This window comes from Microbacterium sp. BWR-S6Y, assembly GCF_041379845.1.
GTDB classification, from domain to species: domain Bacteria; phylum Actinomycetota; class Actinomycetes; order Actinomycetales; family Microbacteriaceae; genus Microbacterium; species Microbacterium hydrothermale.
Genome location: NZ_JBFECV010000001.1, coordinates 528,506 through 547,313 on the forward strand (window position 1 = coordinate 528,506; position 18,808 = coordinate 547,313).

The 18,808-nt window shown below is 72.1% G+C and carries 17 protein-coding genes and 2 tRNA genes; 10 read left to right on the forward strand and 9 right to left on the reverse strand.

Features of this window, described 5'->3' with window-relative positions; translation table 11 throughout:
- The first annotated feature begins 10 nt into the window (after nt 1-10).
- The 3 genes from AB1K56_RS02470 (at nt 11) to AB1K56_RS02480 (ending at nt 2,481) form a co-directional block, all read left to right on the forward strand.
- On the forward strand, nt 11-301 hold the full coding sequence (locus tag AB1K56_RS02470) for a hypothetical protein (protein ID WP_371204399.1): 291 nt from the start codon (nt 11-13) through the stop codon (nt 299-301).
- A gap of 74 nt (nt 302-375) precedes the next feature.
- Nucleotides 376-1,842 (forward strand): NAD(P)/FAD-dependent oxidoreductase, encoded by a 1,467-nt coding sequence (locus AB1K56_RS02475; protein ID WP_371204400.1) that lies wholly within the window; start codon nt 376-378, stop codon nt 1,840-1,842.
- Between the two features lie 33 nt (nt 1,843-1,875).
- Nucleotides 1,876-2,481 carry a TetR/AcrR family transcriptional regulator gene (locus tag AB1K56_RS02480; protein WP_371204652.1) on the forward strand — a complete coding sequence of 202 codons (606 nt, stop codon included), beginning with the start codon at nt 1,876-1,878 and terminating at the stop codon, nt 2,479-2,481.
- Nucleotides 2,482-2,758: 277 nt separating this feature from the next.
- Here AB1K56_RS02480 and AB1K56_RS02485 read toward each other — a convergent pair whose 3' ends face one another.
- Entirely contained in the window at nt 2,759-4,084 is a 1,326-nt protein-coding gene (locus AB1K56_RS02485; protein WP_371204401.1) for an MFS transporter, read from the reverse strand.
- Nucleotides 4,085-4,204: 120 nt separating this feature from the next.
- Here AB1K56_RS02485 and AB1K56_RS02490 point away from each other — a divergent pair, with 120 nt between their 5' ends.
- The 3 genes from AB1K56_RS02490 to AB1K56_RS02500 all read left to right on the forward strand — a co-directional run bounded on the left by AB1K56_RS02490 (nt 4,205) and on the right by AB1K56_RS02500 (nt 6,511).
- Nucleotides 4,205-4,597, forward strand: coding sequence for a PaaI family thioesterase (locus tag AB1K56_RS02490; RefSeq protein ID WP_371204402.1), 393 nt, complete (start codon nt 4,205-4,207; stop codon nt 4,595-4,597).
- A 413-nt stretch (nt 4,598-5,010) separates the two neighbouring features.
- Nucleotides 5,011-5,526 (forward strand): RNA polymerase sigma factor, encoded by a 516-nt coding sequence (locus AB1K56_RS02495; RefSeq protein WP_167494192.1) that lies wholly within the window; start codon nt 5,011-5,013, stop codon nt 5,524-5,526.
- Nucleotides 5,513-6,511, forward strand: a complete 999-nt coding sequence (locus AB1K56_RS02500; RefSeq protein WP_371204403.1) for a hypothetical protein — start codon at nt 5,513-5,515, stop codon at nt 6,509-6,511. Before AB1K56_RS02495 ends, AB1K56_RS02500 begins: the two co-directional genes overlap by 14 nt.
- A gap of 70 nt (nt 6,512-6,581) precedes the next feature.
- On the opposite strand, the gene AB1K56_RS02505 is transcribed toward AB1K56_RS02500, so the two are convergent.
- Nucleotides 6,582-7,511 carry an aldo/keto reductase gene (locus AB1K56_RS02505; protein WP_371204404.1) on the reverse strand — a complete coding sequence of 310 codons (930 nt, stop codon included), beginning with the start codon at nt 7,509-7,511 and terminating at the stop codon, nt 6,582-6,584.
- A 100-nt stretch (nt 7,512-7,611) separates the two neighbouring features.
- Between AB1K56_RS02505 and AB1K56_RS02510 the strand changes: the two genes are divergently transcribed.
- Complete coding sequence (locus AB1K56_RS02510; RefSeq protein ID WP_371204405.1) at nt 7,612-7,818, forward strand: hypothetical protein; 207 nt, start codon at nt 7,612-7,614, stop codon at nt 7,816-7,818.
- A gap of 3 nt (nt 7,819-7,821) precedes the next feature.
- Here the strand turns inward: AB1K56_RS02510 and AB1K56_RS02515 are convergent, their stop codons facing one another.
- The 3 genes from AB1K56_RS02515 to AB1K56_RS02525 form a co-directional block, all read right to left on the reverse strand.
- A complete protein-coding gene (locus tag AB1K56_RS02515) occupies nt 7,822-9,282 on the reverse strand; it encodes an MFS transporter (protein WP_371204406.1) in 1,461 nt (486 codons plus the stop codon).
- 201 nt (nt 9,283-9,483) lie between these two features.
- A complete protein-coding gene (locus AB1K56_RS02520; protein WP_371204407.1) occupies nt 9,484-10,590 on the reverse strand; it encodes a fatty acid desaturase in 1,107 nt (368 codons plus the stop codon).
- A 196-nt stretch (nt 10,591-10,786) separates the two neighbouring features.
- The gene (locus AB1K56_RS02525; protein WP_371204408.1) at nt 10,787-11,836 is read right to left on the reverse strand and encodes a serine/threonine-protein kinase; all 1,050 of its coding nucleotides are present in this window, start codon (nt 11,834-11,836) and stop codon (nt 10,787-10,789) included.
- A 194-nt stretch (nt 11,837-12,030) separates the two neighbouring features.
- Here AB1K56_RS02525 and AB1K56_RS02530 point away from each other — a divergent pair, with 194 nt between their 5' ends.
- Both AB1K56_RS02530 and AB1K56_RS02535 read left to right on the forward strand, forming a co-directional pair.
- Nucleotides 12,031-12,693: an ArsR family transcriptional regulator gene (locus AB1K56_RS02530; protein ID WP_371204409.1), complete on the forward strand. Its 663-nt coding sequence runs from the start codon at nt 12,031-12,033 to the stop codon at nt 12,691-12,693.
- 186 nt (nt 12,694-12,879) lie between these two features.
- Complete coding sequence (locus AB1K56_RS02535; RefSeq protein WP_371204410.1) at nt 12,880-14,262, forward strand: aspartate aminotransferase family protein; 1,383 nt, start codon at nt 12,880-12,882, stop codon at nt 14,260-14,262.
- Between the two features lie 107 nt (nt 14,263-14,369).
- Here AB1K56_RS02535 and AB1K56_RS02540 read toward each other — a convergent pair whose 3' ends face one another.
- Nucleotides 14,370-15,503, reverse strand: a complete 1,134-nt coding sequence (locus AB1K56_RS02540; protein ID WP_371204411.1) for an adenosylhomocysteinase — start codon at nt 15,501-15,503, stop codon at nt 14,370-14,372.
- A gap of 339 nt (nt 15,504-15,842) precedes the next feature.
- Between AB1K56_RS02540 and AB1K56_RS02545 the strand changes: the two genes are divergently transcribed.
- Nucleotides 15,843-16,922, forward strand: coding sequence for an IS1249 family transposase (locus AB1K56_RS02545; RefSeq protein WP_371204412.1), 1,080 nt, complete (start codon nt 15,843-15,845; stop codon nt 16,920-16,922).
- A 157-nt stretch (nt 16,923-17,079) separates the two neighbouring features.
- Here AB1K56_RS02545 and AB1K56_RS02550 read toward each other — a convergent pair.
- The 3 genes from AB1K56_RS02550 to AB1K56_RS02560 all read right to left on the reverse strand — a co-directional run bounded on the left by AB1K56_RS02550 (nt 17,080) and on the right by AB1K56_RS02560 (nt 18,753).
- A tRNA-Met gene (locus AB1K56_RS02550) sits at nt 17,080-17,153 on the reverse strand.
- Between the two features lie 27 nt (nt 17,154-17,180).
- Nucleotides 17,181-17,252: transfer RNA gene (locus AB1K56_RS02555), tRNA-Thr, on the reverse strand.
- 67 nt (nt 17,253-17,319) lie between these two features.
- Nucleotides 17,320-18,753, reverse strand: coding sequence for a peptidoglycan DD-metalloendopeptidase family protein (locus AB1K56_RS02560; protein ID WP_371204413.1), 1,434 nt, complete (start codon nt 18,751-18,753; stop codon nt 17,320-17,322).
- Between the last annotated feature and the right edge of the window lie 55 nt (nt 18,754-18,808).

Below are 18,808 nucleotides of genomic sequence, written 5' to 3' on the forward strand. Positions count from 1 at the left end.
GACTCGGCGAATGGATGCCGACGACCCGAACACGCCCTCACCGGCACCCCCCGCAGACGAACCGATCCTGCCGCTGCCGACGGCGCACGAGAAGGAGACGAAGTTCGTCGCGCGCAGCGGCGCGGTGGTGATCCTCCGCCTCATTGACACCGGTCGCTTCGAGGTGAAGCTCGATACGCGCGGCGACTACACCGCGACGCTGCTGCACGACGGACGTACGTTCTCGCTGCACCCCGCCCCGGGCGTGCACGCGATCGGCGGATCGGGTCTGACCGCGAGCGACCTGTACGAGAGGTTCTGACCCCGAGCACAACCCCCGGCCGGGGTGGAGCCCCGGCGGGTTGACTGGAGTCCTCGATCCTCGGGAGGACCACCGTGCGCGACACCGCCAGCCCCGCCCCCTCGCCCGACACCCGCGCCTCCGCCGCCCCGGCGCGTGCGGAGGTCGACGAGTACGACGTCGCCGTGATCGGAGCGGGTCCCGCAGGCACCGCCGCGGCCCTGCGCGCGGCCGAGCTCGGCGCGCGCGTCGTCGTGCTCGAGGCAGGCCGCGTGGGCGGCACGTGCGTGAACACGGGCTGCGTCCCCACGCGCGTGCTGGCGAAGGCCGCACGGCTGATGCGCGAGACGCGTGCGGCCGACGACTACGGCATCGTCGTCGACGAACCGCGCGTGGAGTGGTCCGCCGTCGTCGCGCGCGTACATGAGCGCGTGGATGCCGTCCGCTCGATCAAGCGGGAGGCGGAGCGGTTCGCGGCGGCGGGTATCGACCTCGTGCACGAGGGCCGGGCGCGCTTCGACGACCAGCACACGCTCGTGCTCGACACGGGTCGGCGCGTGCGGGCGGAGTCGATCCTCGTGTGCGTCGGCGGCCACTCCCGCCGCCTGCCCATCCCGGGCGCGGAGCTGGCGACCGTCCCCGAGGACGTCCTGGCCCTGCCGGAACTGCCGCGCCGCGTCGCGGTCATCGGCGCGGGCAACACCGGGGCGCAGCTCGTGACGGTGTTCCGCTCGTTCGGGTCGGAGGTCACGCTGCTCGATGTCGCGCCGCGCGTGCTCATGGCATCCGATGCGTCCATCTCGCGCGCGATCGCGACCTCGCTCGAGAACAGCGGCGTCGACGTGCGCTGCGGGATCGACACGGTGGAACGCCTCGATCGACGCGACGACGGCGCGATCGGCCTCACCTGGAGCGAGGGCGGCGGATCGCGCACGGTAGACGTCGACGTCGTCGTGATGGCCACGGGATGGCCCGCCGACGTCGAAGACCTCGGGCTCGAGAGAGCCGGGGTCGAGGTGGAGCGCTCGGCGATCCCCGTCGACCGGTACTTCCGCACGATCGTGCCGCACATCCTCGCCGTCGGCGACGCCAACGGCCGCGACATGCTCGTCCAGGCCGCGCAGTTCGAGGGCGAGGCGGCGGCCGAGAACGCCGTGCTCGGCGCGAACCGCCGGACGCCCCACCACCTCCTGCCCGCGGGCGGGTTCACCGATCCCGACTACGCCGGAGTCGGTCTGACCGAGGAGCAGGCGCGCGATCGCGACCCGTCGTGCGTCGTGGCCACGGTGCGCTTCGCCGACCTCGACCGGGCCGTCATCGACGACCGCGAGAACGGCTTCCTCATGCTCATCGCCGACCGGCGCCGCGAGCTCGTGCTCGGTGCGCACGCGGTCGGCGAGAACGCGGTCGAGGTCATCCAGTCGGTCACGACCGCGATGGCGGCCGGGATCGACGTCGCGACCCTCGCGGGCGTGCGCTTCGCCTACCCCACCTACAGCGCCGTGATCGGGAACGCGGCGCGAGCGCTGCTGCACGCCGACGCCCCGGCGCTGCTGGAATGACACACTGACAGGGTGACCGCCGCCGACTCCGCCATGACCCCCGCCGCCGACGCGCCCGCCCGGCGCGGACGGCCCGGCTACGACCGGGAGGGCATCCTCGCCGTCGCGGTGCAGCTGTTCAACGAGCAGGGCTACGACGCCACGAGTGTGTCCGACCTCGCCCGCCGCCTGGGCCTGGCCAAATCCGCGCTCTACCACCACTTCTCCTCGAAGGAGGAGCTGCTCTCGGTCGCCCTCGAGGCGGCCCTCGGCGGGCTCGAGGCGGTCCTCGACGATCCGCGCGCGGTCGAGGGCGCGGCATCCGACCGCCTGCGGCACGTGCTGACGGGAGCGACCGACGTGCTGGTGGCGCAGCTGCCCGCCGTGACCCTGCTGCTGCGCGTGCGCGGCAACAGCCCGGTCGAGCAGGCCGCGCTCGAACGTCGGCGCGTGTTCGACCACCGCGTCACCGCCCTCGTCGCCGACGCCCAGGCCGAAGGCGACGTGCGCGACGACGTCGACGCGGCGGTCGCGGCGCGACTGCTGTTCGGGATGATCAACTCCGTCGTGGAGTGGTACCGGCCCGGCGGCGGGGTGGACGGCGATCGCCTCGGCGCCGACATCGTGCGCATCGCGCTCGAGGGCCTGCGCACGTCCTGACGGCGCGGGCGCGGAGCGCCGCGAGATCACACGATCGGCGCGAGATCGCCCGATCCGCGCGGCGCACAGCGGGTGATCTCGCGCCGATCGTGTGCGTTCGCGGCCCGGAGCGGCGCGGCGGCGACCCCGCGCAGCGCGACCGCCTCGCGGAACGCCCCGCGCGGCACGAACGCCCCGCGCAGCGCCAACGCTCCGCGCAGCGCAGCGCGAACGCCCCGCACACCGCAGCGGGGCCCCGCGCGTCGAGCGGCGCGGGGCCCCGGGGCGGCGTCATGCATCAGGCCCGCAGGTCGACGCCCTTCGGCTCCTTGATGAGCGAGACGGCGACCAGCGACACCAGGGCAGCGACCGCGATGTACGCACCGATCGTCCACGACGCGCCGGTCGAGCGCAGCAGCGCCTCGGCGATCATCGGGGCGAAGGCGCCGCCGAGGATCGCGCCGAGCGCGTAGCCGATCGAGACGCCCGAGTAGCGCACGTTCGCGGGGAACATCTCGGCGTACAGCGCGGCCTGCGGGCCGTACGACAGTCCCAGTCCGAGGGTTATGACGAACAGCGCCACGAAGTACCAGACGATGTTCCCCGTGTCGATGAGGAACCACATCGGCACCGCCCAGACCGCCAGCAGCAGGTAGCCGAGCTGGAACGTGCGCACGCGGCCGAGGGTGTCGGAGAGACGGCCGCCCCACAGGGTGAAGCCGAGCCAGCCGAAGGATGCCAGGGTCGTGGCCAGCAGCACGGTGGGGCGCTCGAGCCCGAGGACGGTGACCGTGTAGGTGGCGAAGAACGCGATGAGCAGGTAGCCGGCGGCGTTGTTGCCGATGAACACCAGCGCGGTGAGCACGACCTGGCGCCAGTTCTTGCGGAACAGCTGGCCGAGCGGGGCGGACGACTCCTTGCGGCGGCGCACGAGGTCTTCGAAGACGGGGCTCTCCTCGACCGCGCGACGGATGACGTAGCCGACGACGATCAGCACGATCGAGAAGAGGAACGGCACGCGCCAGCCCCAGGCGAGGAAGGCCTCGGCCGACATCGACGAGGTGAGGATCCACAGCGTCGCGGTGGCGAGGATCATGCCCACCGGAACGCCGATCTGCGGGTAGGCGCCGAAGTAGCCGCGACGGGTGACGGGGGCGTGCTCGACCGAGAGCAACGCGGCCCCGCCCCACTCGCCACCGGCCGAGAAGCCCTGCAGCACGCGCAGCAGGATGAGCAGGATGGGGGCGGCGACGCCGATCGCGGCGTACGTCGGCAGCACGCCGATGAGGGCCGTCGACACGCCCATCATGATGAGGGTCAGCACGAGCATCTTCTTGCGCCCGAGGCGGTCGCCGAGGTACCCCGCGACGATCGCGCCGAGGGGGCGGAAGAGGAACGAGATGCCGATCGTCGCGAACGACAGCACCTGCGCGATGGCCGGGTCGGACTCCGCGAGGGGGGCGAGGAACAGCGGCGCGAGCACGAGGCCGGCCGCTTGGGCGTAGATGAAGAAGTCGTACCACTCGATCGAGGTGCCCACGAGGGTCCCGGCGAGGACGCGCCGTTCCTCTCGCGAGATGCCGGCCGTGGTGGCACGGGTGGATGCCGCTGTCTGCGAGGCCATGAGAACTCCGTCGTTCTGTGGGGGCAGGATCGAACTCGACGGCACCTGTTACCGACCGAGCGTTCAGTAATAGTGTCAGACGTGCGTCCGTCCGACAAGAGGACGGCGGAAGGAGCGGCCATGACACCCTGGACGATCGTGCCCGGTGCCCTCGACGAGCGTCTCGGCATCGTCGTCACGGCGCAGTCGACCGACGGCGTGAGCGCGTCGATGCCCGTGTCCGGCAACACCCAGTCGCTCGGGCGGCTCCACGGCGGAGCGACGGCGGCCCTCGCCGAGGCCGTCGGATCGTGGGCGGCGATGATCCACGCCTCGACCTTCGGGAAGGTGTGCGTCGGCGTCGACCTGAACATCACCCACCATCGCGGCGCGCGCGACGGGCGCATCCACGCCGTCGCGACCCCGGCCCATCGGGGGCGGCGCATCGCGACCTACGACGTGCGCGTGACCGACGACGAGGGCCGACTCGTGGCGACGGCCCGCATCACGAACCTCCTCGTCGATCCGGAGTGAGGGCGATCCGGAGTGAGGGCGATCCGGAGTGAGGCGCGGCGACGTCGGCGCCGGGCTCCGGTGCGCGCACGACCGTCGGCGACGGCTGACGCGGGGACCCCGCGCGCCCGCCCCGCGAGCGCGAGACCGGGCACCGCGCCGCCCTCTGGCATCCTGGATGCCATGGCGAGGATCCGAGGGAGTGCACTGCCCCCATGCAGCGCACTCCCTCGCCCGTCGATCTCTGTCCCGAACATCTCTCGACGGGCGTATGGGTATCGTCTCGAAGCCGGAGACGACACCCACCCCCATCAATGTGGTGTCGTCCGGAGCGCATTCCTTACACGCGACCTGAATTCTTTTCCCGCCCGTCGGTCTGTAAGGATCGAGCGCGACGGAACACAGCCCCTTCGAACGCCCGGAGACGCGCGCCGGTGATCGACGAGACGGAATTCGTGGCGCTCTTCCGCGAGCACCACAACGCCGTTCGGCGATTCATCGAGCGGCGCGTATCGGATCGCGAGGCCGCCGCCGACCTCACGATGGATTGCTTCGAGATCGCGTGGCGCAAACGCGATCCGCGTGATCCGTTCGGATTGCCGTGGTTGTACCGCACCGCGCGCAACCTCATCGCGAATGAGTATCGGCGACGCGACCGGGAGGGGGCATTGTGGACGCACATCGAAGACCACGTGCGCGCCCTGGCGAGCGAGGCCGAACCGGCGATGGCGCAGCGTCTCGTCGACGCGATCCGCGGCCTGCCCGAGCGCGAGCGCGAGATCCTCTGGCTCACCTACTGGGAGGAGCTGTCGGCCGCCGAGGTCGCCCTGGTCATGGAGATGAACACCGGCGCGGTGTGGACCCGACTCAACCGCGCCCGCGCGCGATTGCGGCCCCTGCTCGAGCGGGCGGCTGCCCCGAGGGAGGAGGTGAGCGATGACCGACGATGACCTCGCGCGCGCCCTGCGCCGACTCGACCCCGCCGAGACGCCTCTCGACGCTCCGCTCCCCCTCGACGCCGAGCGTCGCCTGCGGCGGATCCTCGACCACCCGCCCGCCCGCCGTCGCCGCCCGTCCCTCGCGTGGGTCTCGGCCGCGGCCGCGGTCGCGATCGTCGTGGCGGTCGTGACGGGGATGCTGTGGATGCCGGGATCGTCGGCATCCGCTCAGACGCCCAAGCCCCTCGTGTACACCGCCGTTCCCAGCGGAACCGGCGCGGCGGAGGTGATCGCGCGCGCACAGGCCCAGCTGGCCGCCGGAGCCGGCGCCGTCACCGCCGAGCGGCGCTCCCTGTCGCTCGGCTGGTACTTCAGCGCCTCGCCCGACGGCGCGGAGGCCACCGTGTTCCGGCGGGAGTGGGTCGATGTGCGGTGGAACGAGGATTTCTCCGGGTCGGTGGTGACCACCGCGGCGGAGGCGACGAACGCCGACGGCGACACCGTCCCGAACGTCGACCCCGCGCCCGGGACCGTCGTCGGCGAGATGCGCTACGTGCGCAACCAGTTCCGTCCGCTGTCTCCGTCTTCGCCGGAACCCTCGGTCGACGCCATGCGCGCGCTCATCGAGACGGCCACGGGCGCGACCGGGAGCCTGAGCGCGGGCGACGCCCTGGTGGGGGTGCGCAGCATCCAGGGCGAGTGGACGTTGGACGACGCCCAGCAGTCCGCGCTGCTCGAGGTCGTCGCCTCCTCCCCCGGCCTGCGGGCGCTCGGGACGACGCAGGACCGCCTCGGTCGCGAGGTCGTGGGTCTGGCCGGCATGCCCTCGTCGACGGCCGACACCGACGTGACGCTGCTGCTGTCGACCGACACCGGGCGCATCGTCGGCTTCGAGTCGGCGCTGACCGCCCCGAACACCGATCTCGACCTGCCCGCCGGGTCGTTGACCGAGTACGCCCTGTGGGACGTGCAGGACAGGGCCGACGCTCCCCGCTGAGCCGCCCCGGGTCGATCACGGCGTCTCGCCCGCGTCTGGCCCGGCGGCCGTGGGCGCGCAGCCGGCGCGGTCAGCGCCAGGGGCGATCCGCGCGTTCCCGCCAGTACTGCACCGGGTCGACCGCGAGGGCCGCGAGATCCGCCCGGTCGATCGTCCGCGCCGGCGCCTCCGCCGCGCGCTGGAGGTGGCGACGCGTCGTGGCTCCGACCAGCACGACATCGGCGAAGGCCTGCGCGCGGGCGGCCCCGATGGCCGCGATGTCGGGATCGACCCCGGATGCCACCCGCTCGAGCGCGCTCCCGGGCGCCGCCTCGGCGAGGGAGCCGTTGGCGAGCACCTCCTTCAGCACCACGGTCCAGCCGGCGCTGTGCGCCGCGGCGAGCGCATCGCCCGCCGAGGACTCGCGCAGGTTCCAGGTCGCCTGCACCGCCTGGAACGGGGTGTCGGGGAGGGCGAGGGCCGCGCGCAGCACCTCGGCCTGCCGCGGGCCGCTCGTCGACAGTCCCGCGCGCACGCCCTCGGCGCGCAGCCGGCGCATACGCTCGAGCACGGCGGCATCCGCCAGCACCGGGCTGTCGGGAGTGACGGAGTGGATCAGGTACAGATCGGGGGCGGTTCCCAGCGCCGCGAGCGTCTCGGGCCACTGCCGGTCGAGCATGGCGGCCGAGTGCTCCTTGCGCTCGTGGACCGCGGCATCCATCCGCCAGTCGCCGACGTAGGCGTAGCCCCACTTCGAGCCGATCGTCAGCTCGCGACGACGCTCGGGGTGCGCGGCGAGCCACGAGCCGAGGAACTCCTCGGCGTACCCGTACGACCGGGCCGCGTCGACGTAGCGGATGCCGAGCGCCCACGCCTCGTCGAGGAGCTCGTGCGCGCGCGCACGCATCGCCTCGATCGATCTGTCGGCGGGTTCGCCCAGGTCGGCGTCGCGCGCGGTCGTGATGTAGGCGGGGCGGCCGACGGCGGCGAGGCCGAGGCCGAGGGGGGCGGGGACGCTCATGATCCGACGCTAGCGGGGCGCGGGAACATCCGGGCCTCGGCGCCGGTTGCTCCTGAGGTCCCGTCGACGGGTGTCGGCGGTGCACCGAAAGCGAACCGCCATGACCTTCCTCGACGCCTCCCCCGACGACCGGCAGCCGATCTGCCCGGCCTGCGGGATTACGATGCACCCTCTCCTCGACGAGGGCGAGGACGCCGACGAGTGCCGCGACTGCGGGTTCCAGCTGGAGTGGCCGGCGACCCGCGGCGTCGAGCGCGCGGATGACGACGACGACCGCCCGCGCTCGCGCTGGGACGACGAGGGCTGAGTCCTACCGCGTCCGCGACCGCCGCACCTCGATGCCGCTGAGCACGGCCGCCGACAGCGAGAAGACGACCGACACCCCGAGCGCCACCGTCAGGGCGTCGGCGAAGACGCCCGGGTCGGGCGCCGCGGAACCCGGTTCGGTCGCCCGGGCCGCTCCCGCGAGCACGATGACGAAACTCGTCCCGAGCACCGTCTGACCGATCGAGGCGCCCACCCGCTGCGCGGTCTGCACGACACCGCCGGCGACGCCGCCGCGCGCGGGATCGACCTCGGCGAGGGTGAGCGTCTGGTTCGGCGTCACGATCGACCCGCCGGCGACGCCGAGGAGGAACAGCGGCAGGCACAGGCGCAGGATCACGCCCGTCGGGTCGGTGGCCTCGGGGGCGGCGCGGACGACGAGGCCGAGCACGATCGTGACGAGGGTGAAGACCGACACCGCCCCGAGCAGCAGGGGCCGACCGACGCGCGACACGAAGCGACCGGCGAGAGGGGCGCCGAAGACCGTCCCCACGGCGTAGGCGGTGACCCCGAGCGCCGACTGCAACGCCGTGAAGCCCAGCCCGTCCTGGTAGTACAGCGCGAGGACGAGCGGGATGCCGGTGTTGCTGCAGAAGAACACCACCGCGAAGACCACGCCGATGACGAACGAGCGCGTGCGGAACAGGCGCAGATCGACCAGGGGCGCGGCATCCGCTCGCGTGAGTCGGGCCTCGTGGCGGACGAAGGCGACGAGCAGACCTGCCGCGGGGATCAGCAGGAGGAGCGTCACGGGTCCGCCGGACTGCCCCGTCTCGACGATCGGGAACAGCAGGCACAGCAGCCCGGTGCCGAGCAGGACGACCCCGAGCAAATCCAGTCGGCGCCCGGAGCCCTGCGCGACCGGCGCGTCGGCGGCGACCCACCGACGCGCGAGCACGACCGCCGCGATGCCGATCGGCACGTTGATGAAGAACACCAGGCGCCAGCCGTCGGTCTCGCCGCCCACCGCGATCAGAAGGCCCGCCACGACGGGGCCGAGCGCGGTGCCGGCGCCCACCGTGAGACCGAGCCGCCCGAAGGCCTTGCCGCGCTCGAGCGGGGGGAACGCGTTCTGGATGAAGCCCGAGACCTGCGGTCCGATCATGCCGCCGAAGATCCCCTGCACCACGCGCGCCGCGATGAGCACCTCGGGGGTCGGGGCGAGCCCCACCGCGGCGCTCGCGACGACGAAGCCGAGCATCGACACGACGAACATGCGCCGGCGTCCGCGGCCGTCGCCGAGCCGGCCGCCGATGACCGGGACGAGCCCGAACGCCAGGACGTAGCCGGTGATGACCCACTGCAGCTCGCTGGGCCCGGCCCCCGTCGATCGCCCGATCGAGGGGAGGGCGACGTTGGTGACGCTGAGGTCGAGAAGGGAGGCGAACTGCCCCATCAGCAGCACGGCCAGGGCGCGCCACCGGCGCGGATCGGCGGATGCGTCCACCGGTCAGCGGGTCCGGCCGGGCCGGCGTCGGGTCGGTCCCGTCGACGCGCGGATCGCTCGATGCGTCATCCAGACCTCCCGGGTTCGTCGCTCCAGGCTACGTCCGCTCCGGGGCCACGGGGCGCCCGCCCGTGCGCGCGTGTAGGGCGCAGCGCGCGGGTGAGAGCGGGCGGATGCCGCTCACCCGCGCTCGGGGTCCGCTCAGGCCCGCGCGGCGGCCGACGTCATCGGGCACTCGAACGGATCGCGCGCGGCGAGACCGACGCGGTTCAGGTACCGGATCACGATGCCGTACGACTGCAGCAGCGTCGTCTCGACGTACGGCACGTTCAGGGTGGCGCTGTGCTCCCTCACGATCGCGCGGGCACGGCTGAGGTGCGGACGCGGCATGTTCGGGAACAGGTGGTGCTCGATCTGGTAGTTCAGCCCGCCCATGAGCCACGTGGCCCACCAGCCGCCGGTGATGTTGCGCGAGGTGCGCACCTGCTTGCTGAAGAAGTCGAGCTTGGCATCCGGGGCGATCACGGCCATGCCCTTGTGGTTCGGGGCGAACGAGGCGCCCATGTACACCCCGAACACCGCCAGCTGCACGCCGAGGAACGCGAAGGCCATGCCGAGCGGGAGGAACACGAACACCGGGGCCACGAACACGGCGAAGCGCAGGGCGATGATCCCCAGCTCGGTCCATCGTCCCTTGACCTCGCCGCGCGAGAAGAGGTGGCGGAAGGCGTGCGCGTGCAGGTTCGCGCCCTCGAGGGTCAGCAGCGGGAAGAACAGCCAGCCCTGGCGGCGGGTGATCCAGCGGCGCAGTCCGCGGGCCTCGACGGCATCCCTCTCGACGAACGAGATGGTGTCGACCTCGATGTCGGGGTCCTTGCCCACGCGGTTCGGATTGGCGTGGTGGCGGGTGTGCTTCGACGTCCACCACGACAGGCTGATCCCCACGACGCCCGCGGCCAGCCACAGCGCCAGTCGGTCGTTCGCGCGTCCCGACGCGAAGATCTGCTTGTGCGCGGCCTCGTGCGCGAGGAACGCGACCTGGGTGAACAGGATGCCGAACGCGGCGGCGATGAGCAGCTGGAGCCAGCTGTCGCCGAGGAGGACGAAGCCCGTCACGGCCCCGCCGAAGCCGACCGCGAGCGCGGCGCCCACGAGGGCGTAGAAGGCGCGGGCGCGCGTCAGCAGGCCCGTCTCGCGCACGACCTGCGACAGCTCGGTGTAGGCCTTCGCCATGGGCGGGAAGTCCGTCGTGCCCTTGTACGTCTGGCGGATGGGCCCCAGGCGGGACTCGATGGTGGGGGAAGCCATGACCTGCTCCTCGGGTGGGGGTGACCGCGACGGCCGGAAGCCGCGGGCGGATGCCGAGGACTGATCTCGACGCTACGTCGGCCATATGCCCGAGAGCGCATGTTCTGCCGGGTCGGCCCGCGGGATTACGCGCATCGGGCCGCGCGGAGGGTCGCGAAGGTCAGGCGATTGCCAGGTTGGCGCGTCCGCGGGCCGTTCAGCGCGCGTGCGTGACCCACGCCCAGATCGGCGATCGCCGACGGACGACCGTCTCGCGTGCCTGCCCGACCGCGTGCAGGGCCGAGACCGGCTCGCCGTCGATCGGCACGGCGACCTCGGCGACGGGCACCACCGGCTCGGTCGCCGGAGCACCTCCACGCAGCTCGGTCACCACGCCGACGACCTCGTCCGCGGTGGGCCGCCGCGCGGGATCGGGATCGGTCATGGCGGTGAGGAGGACCTCCCACCCCGGGCCGAAGCGCGAGGGGATGACCGGATCGAAATCCAGCGGCGCGAGCACGAGGTGCTGCGCGGCCCCGCCCAGTACGGGGCTCTCGCCGGTCAGCGCCTCCACCGCCAGCAGGCCGAGGGCGTAGATGTCGGAGGCTGCTCCCGGAACCTCGCCGCGCACCTGCTCGGGAGCGAGGTAGTCGTCGTCGTCTTCCGGCGTCTCTGCGGGCGCCCCCGCCAGCAGGTGCGTCACACCGAAATCGGCCAGCACTGCGATGAACCGCCGGCCGGGGTGGCGCACCGGTCGGAGCAGGATGCGCGACGACGTGAGGTGGTGGTGCACGATGCCCACCTCGTGAACGGCGGAGAGGGCACGCGCGAGGTCTTCGACGAGGGCGGCGGCGGCATCCGGGCGCAGTGGTCCGTCGACGTCGAGCAGCTCGCGCAGCGAGGGACCGTCGATCAGCTCGGTCACGAGGTAGCCGCGGCCGTCGGCGGAGAGGTGCGCGTCGTAGAGCGTGACGAGGAAGGGGTGGTCGAGCGTCGTGAGGGCGCGCGCGCCCTGCAGCCGACGCGGCGGGTCGGAGGCACCGACGGGGTCGACGGGGAAGACCGTGACGACGACGTCGCGCAGGAGGATGTCGTCGCGCGCGCGGAACGCGAGGCCGTCATGACCGCGCGGGCCGAGGGGCGCCCGCACGCGGTACCGGCCCGCGAAGACCCCGGACAGATCGGGGAGGAGCGAGGCCGCGGCATCCTTCTCGCGCAGCGCGCGCAGCGCACGACGCCCGCCGTCTCCCGGGGCGGCCACGCTCATGGGCGGGTTCCCCGGATCGACGACATCCGCTCATCCGATGTCGGCTGCCGCATGAGAAACTCCTCTAGCCCGGAGCGGGAGATGACCGCAACGGGCGCACTCTTGGGGGGCGCCCGCCCGTTGCGGTCGCTCAAACTCTACTGAGCAAAACGGAAGTTCGCATCCGGGTGACACGGCGGGCGGACGGGGGCATAATGGACGACCTTCAGCGACGGGCCGACGCGTTCGCCGCGCTCGGCGACCCCGGTCGTCTGCGCATCGTGGACCTGCTCGCGATGGGTGACATGTCGTCGAGCGAGATCGCCGATCTGCTCGGGATGAAATCGAACCTCGTCGCCTTCCACGCCAACGTGCTGGAAGACCGCGGCATCGCGCGCCGCGTGCGCTCCGAGTCGGACGGACGACGCAGCTACCTGCAGCTCGTGCCCGAGGCCTTCTCGGATCTCACGCTCGCCCCGCGCAAGGTCGAGGGGCGGGTGCTGTTCGTCTGCACGGCGAACTCGGCCCGGTCTCAGCTGGCGCGCGCCATCTGGGGTGCGCACAGCGCGATCCCCGCCGAGTCGGCCGGAACCCACCCGGGCGAGCGCGTGCACGCGGGCGCGGTCGCCGCGGCGGCCCGGCACGGCCTGCACCTCGACGGCGAGGTGCGTCCGCGCTCCCTCACCGAGGTGGCCCGCCCCGGCGACTTCGTCATCAGCGTGTGCGACCACGCGCACGAGAACCTCGGCGGACGCGACGACGTGCACTGGTCGATCCGCGACCCCGCGCACACCGGCAGCGACGAGGAGTTCGACCGGACGGTGTCGGAACTGCGCGCGCGCATCGCCCGCGTGGCCCCGCAGCTGACCGCGGCGTAGGCGTCAGGGGCTCTTCCCGACCGGGGACCCGAGCGCGGGCGCGCCCCGCACCGCGGGTCGCCCCCGGGGGCGAATAAGCTACCTCCAGCGAGCCGGACCCACCCGTCCCGAGCCGACCCTGTCGATGCCGATGTCGACGCCGCTTCCGCCACGGCTGCGCTCGGCATCCCGATCCCGGAGATCCTGATGCCCCACTCCCCCGCCGCGCGCATGCACGAGGTCAGCGACGAGACCCGCGCCATCGTCGACATGGTGCTCGAGTACTCGCGGGGTCGCCTCACCGCCGAGGACACCCCGCTCGACAAGCCGCTGCCGGCCGCCGAGCTGACGCGCCTCGCGGGCCGCACGATCGACGAGAAGGGCATCGGCGCGCGCAAGGCCCTCGGCGTCTTCGAGCACGTCCTCGCGCCCGCGTGCATCACGACCGATGACCCCCGCTACCTGTCGTTCATCCCCAGCGCCCCCACCAAGGCGGCGGCGGCCTTCGACCTCGTCGTCTCCGCCAGCGCCCTCTACGGCGGCTCGTGGCTCGAGGGAGCGGGAGCGGTGCACGCCGAGAACGAGGTGCTGCGCTGGCTCGCCGCCGAGTTCGGACTCCCCGCCGGTGCCGGAGGCGTCTTCGTGCAGGGCGGCACGCTGGGCAACCTCTCGGCGCTCGTCGCCGCGCGCGAGGCCGCTCGGGACCGGTTCGCGGATGCCGGCAAGCCCCGCCCCGACGCCTGGCGCGTCGTCTGCAGCGTCGAGGCGCACTCCTCGATCGCCTCGGCCGCCCGCGTGATGGACGTCGAGGTCGTGGGCGTGCCCGTGGGCGACGACGGCGTGCTGCGCGGTGCCGCCGTGCGCGCGGCCCTCGACGAGCACGGCGACAGCGTCTTCGCCGTCGTCGCCACCGCCGGCTCCACCAACTTCGGCATCGTCGACGACATCGCCGACATCGCCCGGGCCCTCGAGGGCACCGACGCGTGGCTGCACGTCGACGGCGCCTACGGGCTCACCGGCATGCTCTCGCCGCGCGCGCGGCACCGCTTCGCCGGCGTCGAGCACGCCGACTCCCTCGTCGTCGATCCGCACAAGTGGCTGTTCGCCCCGTTCGACGCCTGCGCGCTCATCTACCGCGACCCCGAGCTCGGTCGTCGCGCCCACACACAGCACGCCGAGTACCTCGACACGCTCACCGAGACGAGCGACTGGAGCCCCTCGGATTTCGCCGCTCACCTCACCCGACGCGCGCGCGGCCTGCCGCTGTGGTTCTCGCTCGCCACCTACGGCGCCGCCGTCTACCGCGAGGCGATCACCGCCGCGATCGAGCTCGCCGAGCGCATCGCGGACGAGATCGACGGCCGCCCCGAGCTCACGCTCGTCCGCCGTCCTCAGCTGGGGGTCGTGGTCTTCGAGCGCGTCGGCTGGGAGAAGGCGGACTACGACCGCTGGTCGGCGCAGTTGCTCGACGGGCAGCACGCCTTCGTCACCCCGTCGAGCCACGCCGGTCGCGTGAACGCGCGCTTCGCGATCCTCAACCCCCGCACGACGTTCGACGACCTGGTGGGGATCCTCGACACCATGAAGTGAGGGGGCGGATGCCGCGACCCGGCGTCGCGGCATCCGCCGCCCCACGATCCGCGCGCACTGCCATGGAAGCGCGCGGATCGTGAGCGGCGGCTGAGCGGCGACCTGCCTCAGCCCGCCGTCCGCTGACGCAGGAAGGCCGCCGCGACGCTGCGGTCCACGGCATCCGGAACGGGGTGCACCCCGCGCTCGACCTCGCCGCGCGCGACGGCGGCCAGCGAGCGGGCCTGCAGCGTCAGGCCGAGATCCATCGCCTCGATCGGATTGCCCAGCCCGGCGACCAGGTTGACCATGTTCGTGTCGGCGATCACGTGCACCGTGCGACCGCCCGCGAGATCGTAGGAGGCGTGGAACCCCTCGGCGACGGTGGGCTGCCCCAGGGCCTCGAGGTCCATCTCCCACGGGTGGTGGCCGACGCCGGCGATGGTCGCGCCGTCCGCGAGCCGGTCGATCTGCGCGGCGCCGAGCACCTTCGGCGCCCCGGTCGCCAGGAACACGAGACGCGCGCGCTCCAGCGCCTCGTCGAGATCCGCGACGATGAACCCCTCGAGTGAGGCCTCGAGGGCGCGGTAGGGGTCGATGTCGGCCACGGTGACCACCGCTCCGAGCTGGCGCAGGGTGTGCGCGGTCCCCCGCCCGCAGGGGCCGAAGCCGACCACCGTGGCGCGGGAGCCGGGGATCATGAGGTTCGTCGCGTTCATGAACGCCTGGACCACCGACTGCCCGACCCCGAAGCGGTTCTCGACGAGCAGTTTGAGCGGACTGTCGTTGATGACGACGATCGGATGCCGCACCTCGGCCGCGCGTCGACGCAGGACGATGCCGCCCGTCGTCGTCTCCTCGGTGCCGCCGCGCAGGTGCGGGGCGGGATGACCGTCGAGGACGCCCCGGAACAGGTCTCCCCCGTTGTCGAGGATGAGATGGGGGTCGCTCGCGAGCACCGCGGCGACGCGGGGCGCATCGTCGTCGCGCGCGGCGTGGACGGCGACGCCCCGCTCGCGCAGATCGGCGGCCGTGTCTTCGCGGGTCGTGCCGGGCGAACCGGTCAGCGAGACCTCGGCTCCCGCCTCGGCGAGCAGGCGCACGAGGACAGCCGTCTTCGGTTCGATGTGGAGGCACATCGCGATGCGCAGCCCGCGGAAGACGGAGCCGAGCTCTCGGACGGCCTCGCGGGTGAGGGGCATGTGCGCGGCGGCCCAGTCGATTCCGGGCGCGGGAGGGGTCGGGTAGGTGCGGATGGTCATGGGTGTTCCGATCAGTGAGAGGGGGTGACGAGGGACGGCACCCGGCTCACTGATAGAGCTCGGAACGGTAGGAGTGATCGCCGAAGATCGGCGCGGGACGAGACCCGCGACCGTGCTCGGCGGCGATCAGCATGGGGCGAGCATAATCCCGCGCGGGCTCGTGGCGGGGAGGCCACCGGCTCGGTCGGCGCCTCGATGAGGGCGCTGCCTGGGTCACGGGTTATAGGCCAAAAGGAGTGGATGGAAACCTGATCTAGCCGCGTGATGCTGCGGTGAAACGGGGATCGGTATGGTCCGTGACCCTTAGTCGTGGACCTCCCCCCGAACTAGGGCTCGTGCGTGGTATGCGGGTCGAAGCTGGTGAAGAACGGACGACACCCCTCTGGGACCCAACGGTGGCGGTGCCGGTCGTGTGGGTCCTCCAGCATCCGTCGCCGCCCCGACGTCACCCGCCGTGAGCAACTGCGCCGGTTCTTGATCTGGCTGACGGGCAAAGCCTCACAAGCCGAGCTCGCGGGCTCGCGCAGCGCCCGCTCCTTTCGACGCGACACCGCCTGGTGTTGGGAGCTTCAGTCGCGCCTGCCGATCATGGGGGAAGTGCACGAAGTGATCCTCGTTGATGGGATCTGGATCGAAACGTGGTGTCTGCTGATCGCCCTCACCACCACCAACACCGTCGTGGGATGGCAGTGGGCAGCTCGGGAATCCGCCGCGGCCTGGGGTGTGCTGTTCGAAACGATCCCCGCCCCGATGGTGGTGGTCACCGACGGCGGCTCCGGGATCCGCTCCGCTCTCGCCCTGCACTGGCCCGACACCGTCATCCAACGCTGCATCTTCCACCTGCAGCTGAACGTCACCCGCGAACTGACAAGGAACCCGCGCCTGCGCGCAGGCCGCGACCTCCGCCCCATCGCCCTCGCCCTCAGCGACATTCACACCGTCGACGACGCCATCACCTGGCGTCTCACGCTGGAAGCCTGGTGGAAGACCTACGGGCACCTGCTGCGCGAACGCACCCTCTACGACAACGGTCACTTCGGCTACACCCACAAACTCCTCCGCAAAGCCTGGGCGATCTTGCACCGCGTCGCCGAAAACGAACACGCCTTCGCCTTCGTCCGGCACAACGCCCCGAGAACCACCTCACGCCTGGAAGGGCTCAACTCCCAGATCCGGCACCTGCTGCGCCACCACCGCGGCATGCCGATCGAACATCAACGCCGCGCCGTCGAATGGTTCCTGCTGCTGCACGAAGTCCCCATCGACCACGCCCACAGACACGCCCACGCCCCCACGCCACAAGCCCCGCACGAGGACCCACACATCGACCTCGACGCCCCCAGCCCCGCCCTCTCCGACAACGGCCTCGACGCCACCGAAGGCCTCCGGCTCAGAACAGGATGGGCAGGACGACACTGACACGCCCAAGCCCATCCACAATTTCTGCCCTAAAGGCCCCACGCAGCGCTCGCTGTCACGACCAACCAAAGAAGCGCCGGAGAAATCCCCGACGCTTCGTCTGCCGAACGCCTGGACCTTTATCTCAAGGTCATTTGTTCGAGTAACACTAGTTCGGTAGCGGGAGCGGGGCTTGAACCCGCGACCTCACGATTATGAGTCGTGCGCTCTCACCAACTGAGCTACCCCGCCGCGTGGCATCCGGAAACCGGATGCTTGAGCCCCGAGTCAGGATTGAACTGACGACCCCTTCCTTACCATGGAAGTGCTCTGCCACTGAGCTATCGGGGCGTACCCGGATCGCTCCGGGCAACTAGAAGAGAATATCAGACCGAGACACTCTCTTACGAATCGAGCCTCAACCTCCGGCGTGCTGTCGCAGCCACGCGATCGGATCGATCGGCGTCGTGCCGTTCTGGAGGATCTCGACGTGCGTGTGCGCACCGAACGAGCGACCCGTGTTTCCGGTGCGGCCGAGGAACTGACCCACCTTCACGTGCTCGCCCTGCGTGACCTGCAGGGAGCCGTACTGCATGTGGCCGTAGCGGCTCGAGACGAGCTGCCCGTCGATCTCGTGGTCGATGAGCACGGTCACGCCGAAGGCGCCGCCCTGCTCGGTCGCGATGCGCACCGTGCCGTCGGCGATCGCCTGGACGGGCGCCCCCTCGCCGGGAACGAAGTCGGCGCCCTCGTGGAAACCGCCGTCGCGCATGCCGAAGCCGTACGAGATCGACACACCCACGGCGAACGGCCACTGGATCGGCGAGTTGGGGTTGTTGGTGTAGAAGTCGGACGGACGCGTGATGCCCGAGTCGAGGGCCATCTTCGCGTAGGTCGTGGCACTGTAGCCGTCGTCGGCGCGGTCGACGACGCCGGACTGCGCCTGCGCGGGGGCCACGTAGGCCTGGATCTCGCCGTCGCCCGCGGCGACGTCGCTGCCACCGACCGCGAGGCGGGTCGTGGCGGCCTCGGCGGGAGCCGTGACGCTGTCGGTGCCGCTGGCCGAAGCGAGGGCGCTCACCGGCATGGTCATGCCGACGGTGAGGAGGCCGACGACGCCCATCACACCGACCGAGAACGACGTGGCCGCGATGCGGCGGACGTTGCGGCGGGTGCGGGGGGCTGCTCCGGCTGCGGCGGGAAGGCCCTCGGCGACGGGCTCGCGCGGCGCGACGACCGGGGTCGCGGCCTGCACGGCGGTCTCGCCGGTGAAGGAGAACAGGCGCGCGGCGGCGACGAACTCGTCGGCGTCGGCGTCGGCGTCGGCCGGAGCGACGGATGCCGCGGGCGCCGGGATCGTGGCATCCGGGGCCTCGTCGACCGGAGCGACGGCGACGGGCTCGGCCGCGGCGCTCTCGGCGGCAGCGGGCTCGTCGCCAGCCGAGTCGAGGATGACGGATGCCGCGGGACGACGGCGCGAACGGCGCGAGACCGGGAGGGTGATCGGCGACGTCGGCAGCGAGACGGGCGTGGTCGCGACGTCGCTGTCGGCGCTCTGCAGAATGACGGCGACCTCGTCGGAGCGGGGCTCCTCGACGACGGTGACCTCGAGGGCGTCGGCCGCATCGTCGACCGGCGCCTCGGGAGCAGCCTCGCGGGGAGGCAGCGTTGGCTCGATGGTCGCGGCGATGACGGTCTCCATGACCGCGACGGCGACGTTCTCGATCAGCTCGGGCTGAGAGGCGGACTCGGCGTCGACGGGGGCCGGATCGGCGGGCTTCGGAGCGGACTCCTCGGCGACGGCGACCGGGCTCTCGCTCGCCGCGAGACGGCGCATCTCGGCGCGGGTCAATCGCGGAGCGGGCTCGACGGCAGGCGTGGTGAGGGGGCGACGAGACCGCCGGGTG